Below are 6067 nucleotides of genomic sequence, written 5' to 3' on the forward strand. Positions count from 1 at the left end.
TCAGGCCTTTTTCAGAAACTCGGTGCGCAAAACCAGGCCTTTGACCTTTTCGGCATTGCACTCGATTTCGGCAGTATCGTCCGTGAGACGGATATTCTTGATCATGGTGCCGCGCTTGAGCGTGACCGAAGTCCCCTTGACCTTGAGATCCTTGATCAGGGTCACAGCGTCCCCATCGTTGAGCTGGGTGCCGTTGCTGTCCTTGGTGATTTCGGTCATTTGGGCTTCCTTGGCCTAAGCCGCTGCTTGTTGCAGGCTGGCGGTGATGGCGGCGCGGTCTAGTGGTTGTTCGCCGATGACCACCAAGGCGGTTTCGCGGTGTTCGCCATCGGCCCATGGGCGGTCGAAATAGGCGGTAATGCGGGGGCCGACGGCCTGGATCGAGAGGCGCGAATTGGAGCCCTCGATGGCGGCGAAGCCCTTGAGACGCAGAACGTCGTGGCTGCGGATGGTCTGCTCGATGGTGGCCAGCAGGTGGTCCTTGCCGGTGACTTTGGGGAAGCGCAGCGAGAACGAGTCGAAATCGTCGTGCTCGTGGCCTTCGCCGCCGTGTTCGAGTTCGTGGTGACTCTGGCGCTGTTCGATATTGTCTTCGGTGGACATGCCAAGGCCGAGCAGCGCGCCGAGATCGACATGGCCATTGCTGGTGCGGATGATCTTGGTGCCGGGACGGAGTTCGGTCAGCAATTCGGCTTCGACCGCGTCGAGCGCTGAGGCCGAAACCAGATCGGATTTGTTTAGAATGATCAAATCGGCCGCCACCAATTGATCCTCGAACAGTTCGCCCAACGGGGTTTCGTGATCAAGCATGGCGTCGGACTTGCGCTGGGCATCGACGGCGGCTTCGTTGGAGGCAAAGCGGCCTTCGGAGAGGGCGGCGGCATCAGCGACGGTGACCACGGCATCGACGGTGACGCGGGCCTTGATCTCAGGCCAGTTGAAGGCACGGATCAGCGGCTGCGGCAGAGCCAGGCCCGAGGTTTCGATGATGATGTGATCGAACTGCTCGGGACGGTCGAGCAGCGCGGTCATGGTGGGGATGAAATCCTCGGCCACGGTGCAGCAGATGCAGCCATTGGCCAGTTCGATCATGTCTTCTTCGCGACAGGTATCGTCCCCGCAACCGGCCAGCACCGCCTTGTCGACGCCGATATCGCCGAACTCGTTAATGATGAGGGCGATGCGTTTGCCCTTGGCGTGGGTCAAAAGATGGCGCACCAGCGTGGTTTTGCCGGCGCCGAGAAAGCCGGTGATGACGGTTGTGGGGATCTTGCTCATGCCGCAACTGCCCTTGGTGCCTTGGCTTCGGCCTTGGCCAAAAGCGTGGTGAAATAGCCGATCAATGGCCCGACCAGCAGCCAGAACACGGCCGAGGCGGCGAGCGCCGAGGCGGCAAACGAGGTCGCCAGATGCGCCGGGACGCTGCTGGCCTCTTCGGGCTGGGGCGGCGCGCCGACGATATGGGGGATCAGGATGAGCGCGGCGGCAATCGGAATGGCGATGGCGGTGTTTTTCCACTTGGCCAGCAGCAGGAAGGCGCCGCCGGTGCACAGCGCGGTGGCCACCCACCAGGTCTGGCGCGCCACCAGATCGGCCGCGGGCATGCCGGGCAGTTCGGGCGGCAGGCCGAAGGCTGGAGCCAGATGCAGGGTGATCCAGCCGGCGAGACCCCAGATCAGGCCGTTCTTGACGGTGATTTCGAGCTTGGCGACAACGGAGATGGCGACCAGCACCAGGGCAAAACCGATGGAAGCCAGGATATCGGCCAGCACGGTGAAGGCGATGCGCGGTAGGCCGTTATCGGGCTTCCATTCGTCAGCTGCGTGTTCGTGCGCGGCGGGAGCGGCAATTGCGGCGGTCGGAGCGGTCGTGGCGGCATGATCGTGCGGCAGAGCCTCGGCGGCGGCGGCTTCGGCGTCCTCATAGACCTCGGCGGCAAGGATCAAGGGGGCGACCTTCCATTGCTGGAGGCCTGACATGACAAGACCAGCCGCAAGCCCGGCAAGGACCGCAGCGAAGAAGATTCGCTGGAACAGTTTCATTTTGTATCTCTCAAGCCGCTGAGCGGCGTTGCTCTATTGGTCGCTGTTCGAACCGAAAAAGCGGTGCCCACTTTTTCTGAACAACTCCCGCTAATGGCAGGGGAAGCCGAGCGCATGGCGGCTGTCGTGCGCGCCATTGTGCAGCCGCATGTCGCTGGCAAAGCCGATGCCGTAGAGCAGCGTCATGCCTATCAGAAATGCGAGGCCACCGGCGATAAGCCGTTGAGAGATGGAAAGACCGGCAATGCCGGCTGTCTGGACCGTGGTATTCATTGGCAACACCCTCCGTGCGCGCGTCGAAAATTGGGCTCTGCGCCCGGTTGTTGTGCTGGCAGGTCTCCTGACTCGCGGTGGATACGGCTCCCCTCGCCTTCCCGGTTTTCACCAGTGGCATATGAGTGGAGCCCACCGCTTACAGTTGCGGGGGCAGTTCCGGTTTTGGCCCCGATTGGGTCGTCCGCACCGAATTCCCTTTTGATCCGCTCACCACATGGGCTTGCAGAACCAACACAGGTGCAGATGTACGACGGGGCGGCAGGGCGGTCAATCCGCCGCCCCGCCCCTTGGTCGACTATTCGGCGGGAACGTCGCCCTCGGGATAGGCGTAGCTGATGCTGATCTGGCTCAGGTGAACGCCGAGTTTTTTCAGCAGCGGCTCGTCGGTGGGGATGCTGACTTCGCCGGAGACAGCGCTGACATCGAGATCCTGCGGATAGTCATCATTGGGCACGAAGGCGAGGGAGAGGAAGCAGCTCTTGTCGTCATCGCCATTGGCCAGGGCGCCGGTTTCGATCTGGGCGCCGCCGCCGTAATCCCACCAGAAACCGCCGATGGTAAAGGGCTTGCCGTTGATGGCGACCACGTCATCGACGGACATGCCGACACGCAGACCATGCGGGCCACTCATCGATGGCGGCAGGTAAACAAAACCAAGACGCTCGCGCGTGTCATCGTTCTGCCAGCCGAACTCCATGCTCTTTTCAGGGTTCTTCGGAAACACGGTGGTGGCGAGCATCTGTTCGCCTTCGGCGCCATCAACCATGCCGGTGACGACATTTTCAGCGCCGTAGGTCTGTTTCAGCAGGGCTTCTGAACTATCGGGGCCGAACACGCCGGTACAGGAAAAGGCGGCAGGCTTGTCCTTGGCATAGGCTGGGGCAGCGGCGAGGCAGGCGCAGAGGGCAAGCAGCGAAAGGCGGGCGAGCATGACGGAGTTTCCTTTGGGGTTAACGGGTTGCCGGGGTCGCGCCACACTAGGCGACTCAGCGTATGAACGGCAGCTGAAAAGGAGATGTTCATGAAGCCGATCAAGTTTTCCAAGGAGGAAACCAAGGCCATAGTCGGAGAGATCCAGGATTATTTCCGCCAGGAGCTGGACCAGAGCATCGGTTCGATCCCGGCCGAGATGCTGATGCTGTTCTTTGTCGACAAGATGGGGGCGTATTTTTACAATCGTGGGCTCTATGACGCGCAGGGGCTGCTCAAGGAAAAAATCGACGATCTGACCGATTCGATCTTTGCGCTGGAACAGCCGACCAAGCATCTGCGTTAAGGCGCGCCCCCCTACTTCCGGAGCTTTCATGGGCCTCAATTTTGCTACCCTGGCACCGATCGGGCTGCTGATCGCGTCGAATGTGTTCATGACCTTTGCCTGGTATGGACACCTCAAAATTCCAGGGCTGGCGCTGTGGGTGGCGGTGATGACCTCGTGGGGGATTGCACTGTTTGAATACTGGCTGGCCGTGCCGGCCAATCGCATTGGCTACGCTGTCTATACCGGGGCGGAACTGAAGACGATCCAGGAGGTGATTTCGCTTTCGGTGTTCGTGCTGTTCGCAGTGTTTTTCCTGGGTGAACGGCTGACCTGGAACCACGGCGTCGGCTTCCTGCTGATCTTTGGCGGAGCATTCTTCATTTTCAAAGGCCCGCTGAAGTAGCGGCTGGCGGCATCGGAGCAGCGTCGTTGGCACTGCGGCCATATTGGCGCGGCGAGCAGCCGATGACGCGCTTGAAGGCGGTGCTGAAGGCGCTGTCGGATTCATAACCCAACGACAGGGCGATGGCAGAGACCGAGTCGGCGGAAGTTTCGAGCCGTTCGGCGGCGAGCAGCATGCGCCAGCGCGTCAGGTAGTCCATCGCCGACGTACCCACTGTGGTCTTGAAGCGCAGGGCAAAGGTGGAGCGCGACATGCCGGCGCGTTCTGCCAGAGTTTGCAGGGTCCAGTTGTGGGCCGGCTCGGCGTGCATGGCGTTGATGGCGGCGCCCATCTGCCGGTCGGTGAGGGCAAAGAGCCAGCCGACGCCGCTCTGAGCAGATTCGGCCATGTGCAGGCGTAGCGCCTGAACCAGCATCATATGGCTCAGATGCTGGGCGATGAGATCGCCGCCGGGCCGGGCCTCGCGCAATTCCTCGATCATCCGCTCGACACACCAGCGCAGCGCGGCCTGATCGCTTTGTTTGCGCAGATGGACGATGGGGGGCAGCATTTTGAGCAGGATGCCCGCATCGCCCGAAAGCTCGAAGCGGCTGCCGACGAGGAATAGGTCGCCCCCACCATTGTAGCAGATGCCGCCAGTGCGCCGGTCACGGTGGCGATCGAACACGGTTTCAGCGAGGACCGGGGGCAGCGCCAGATCGCTGGCGAGCCGAAATGGCCTGCCGCCCGGCAGCAAAAAGGCATCGCCGGCCTGCAGATGAACTGCCTCGGCAATGCCATCGACCGCAAGCCAGCACTGGCCCGAAATCACCGCGTAGCACTTGATACCGACATTGCCGCTGAAGCGGACGGACCAGTCGCCACCGGCGTCAAAGCCGGTGGAAATGGAGCTGCGTGGCTTGAGCAGCGAGAGCACATCTGAGAGCGGGTCCATGATAGTTCCGGACGATTGCAAAGATATGACGGACAATAGCGCATAGATCGTATGGACGCCAATGGATAACTTGGTGTTGCAGGCACGGACTGCCCGACAACAAGGAGATATCGAATGCGCGTTTTTGTGACAGGTGCGAGCGGGTTCATTGGCTCGGCGACGGTGCGAGAATTGATTGGCGCGGGCCATTCGGTGCTGGGGCTGGCGCGATCGGACGAAGCGGCGGCCATCGTGGCGGCGGCGGGTGCGGAGGTGTACCGCGGATCGATCGACGATCTCGATAGCCTGCACGCTGGCGCTGCAGCGGCGGAGGGGGTTATCCATACCGCCTTCAACCACAACTTTGCGACTTTTGTCGCCAATTGCGAAGCGGACCGCGGGGTCATCGAGGCGCTGGCTTCGGCCCTGGAGGGCTCGGACCGGCCATTGGTCGTGACGTCAGGAACCGGCTTCCATAAGGAAAACCACCGCGCCGCGGAGTTCAAGTCGCATCCGCGACTGGCAACCGAGGAGACCGCGGGCAAGGTGGCGGCACGCGGCGTCCGCACTTCAGTGGTGCGGCTGCCGCCATCGGTGCATGGCGAAGGTGAGCATGGTTTCGTGCCGATGATCATTGCTGCGGCGCGAGAGAAAGGTGCTTCGGCCTATGTGGGCGATGGGTTGAACCGCTGGCCTGCAGTGCATCGGCTGGACGCAGCGCGGCTGTTCCGGCTGGCGCTCGAAAAGGGCGCCGGGGAGGCCTGGTATCATGGGGTCGGCGACGAGGGGGTGGAGTTCAAGACCATTGCCGAGGCAATTGGGCGGCATTTGCAGTTGCCGGTGGTGAGCAAGGCGCAGGTAGACGCTGGCGCACATTTTGGTTTTCTGGGCGGGTTTGCCGGAGTGAATTGCCCAAATACCAGCGTGTTGACACAGGAACTGCTGGGGTGGAAGCCGGTGGGGATGGGGCTGATCGAGGATATTGAGGCGGGGCACTATTTTGGGGCCTGAGCCCTCAGATCAACTTCGCTGAAGCACCCCCACCCCTGTCCCCTCCCCCATCAAGGGGAACTGTTTACCTACGATCCTTTTTGGATTCTTGTGCTGTGCAAGTGATTTGCTCAGGAGGATGGGATGGATTGTCCCCGGTGTGGTGGTGCGCATCTGATCAGGCG

General features: G+C 61.7%; 9 protein-coding genes and 1 riboswitch. Of the genes, 3 read left to right on the forward strand and 6 right to left on the reverse strand.

The window, feature by feature from the left end; translation table 11 throughout:
• From ABIT12_RS00415 to ABIT12_RS00435, 5 genes are all read right to left on the reverse strand, one after another.
• The gene (locus ABIT12_RS00415; RefSeq protein ID WP_348040285.1) at nucleotides 1–219 is read right to left on the reverse strand and encodes an alkylphosphonate utilization protein; all 219 of its coding nucleotides are present in this window, start codon (nucleotides 217–219) and stop codon (nucleotides 1–3) included.
• Nucleotides 220–234: 15 nt separating this feature from the next.
• On the reverse strand, nucleotides 235–1278 hold the full coding sequence (gene cobW, locus ABIT12_RS00420) for a cobalamin biosynthesis protein CobW (RefSeq protein WP_348040287.1): 1044 nt from the start codon (nucleotides 1276–1278) through the stop codon (nucleotides 235–237).
• Nucleotides 1275–2042: a CbtA family protein gene (locus ABIT12_RS00425; protein WP_348040289.1), complete on the reverse strand. Its 768-nt coding sequence runs from the start codon at nucleotides 2040–2042 to the stop codon at nucleotides 1275–1277. Before ABIT12_RS00425 ends, cobW begins: the two co-directional genes overlap by 4 nt.
• A gap of 90 nt (nucleotides 2043–2132) precedes the next feature.
• Nucleotides 2133–2315: a CbtB-domain containing protein gene (locus ABIT12_RS00430; RefSeq protein WP_348040291.1), complete on the reverse strand. Its 183-nt coding sequence runs from the start codon at nucleotides 2313–2315 to the stop codon at nucleotides 2133–2135.
• A 39-nt stretch (nucleotides 2316–2354) separates the two neighbouring features.
• Nucleotides 2355–2566, reverse strand: a riboswitch (cobalamin riboswitch).
• 47 nt (nucleotides 2567–2613) lie between these two features.
• Complete coding sequence (locus tag ABIT12_RS00435) at nucleotides 2614–3249, reverse strand: hypothetical protein (RefSeq protein WP_348040293.1); 636 nt, start codon at nucleotides 3247–3249, stop codon at nucleotides 2614–2616.
• Between the two features lie 90 nt (nucleotides 3250–3339).
• Here ABIT12_RS00435 and ABIT12_RS00440 point away from each other — a divergent pair, with 90 nt between their 5' ends.
• The gene (locus tag ABIT12_RS00440) at nucleotides 3340–3594 is read left to right on the forward strand and encodes a DUF2164 domain-containing protein (RefSeq protein ID WP_348040295.1); all 255 of its coding nucleotides are present in this window, start codon (nucleotides 3340–3342) and stop codon (nucleotides 3592–3594) included.
• Nucleotides 3595–3622: 28 nt separating this feature from the next.
• The gene (locus tag ABIT12_RS00445) at nucleotides 3623–3979 is read left to right on the forward strand and encodes a DMT family protein (protein ID WP_348040297.1); all 357 of its coding nucleotides are present in this window, start codon (nucleotides 3623–3625) and stop codon (nucleotides 3977–3979) included.
• Here ABIT12_RS00445 and ABIT12_RS00450 read toward each other — a convergent pair.
• The gene (locus tag ABIT12_RS00450) at nucleotides 3960–4913 is read right to left on the reverse strand and encodes an AraC family transcriptional regulator (protein ID WP_348040299.1); all 954 of its coding nucleotides are present in this window, start codon (nucleotides 4911–4913) and stop codon (nucleotides 3960–3962) included. The genes ABIT12_RS00445 and ABIT12_RS00450 overlap by 20 nt on opposite strands.
• Nucleotides 4914–5027: 114 nt before the next feature.
• On the opposite strand from ABIT12_RS00450, the gene ABIT12_RS00455 reads away from it, so the two are divergent.
• Complete coding sequence (locus tag ABIT12_RS00455; RefSeq protein ID WP_348040301.1) at nucleotides 5028–5903, forward strand: SDR family oxidoreductase; 876 nt, start codon at nucleotides 5028–5030, stop codon at nucleotides 5901–5903.
• Nucleotides 5904–6067 lie beyond the last annotated feature (164 nt).

The organism is Devosia sp., assembly GCF_039927955.1.
In the GTDB taxonomy this organism is placed as follows: domain Bacteria; phylum Pseudomonadota; class Alphaproteobacteria; order Rhizobiales; family Devosiaceae; genus Devosia.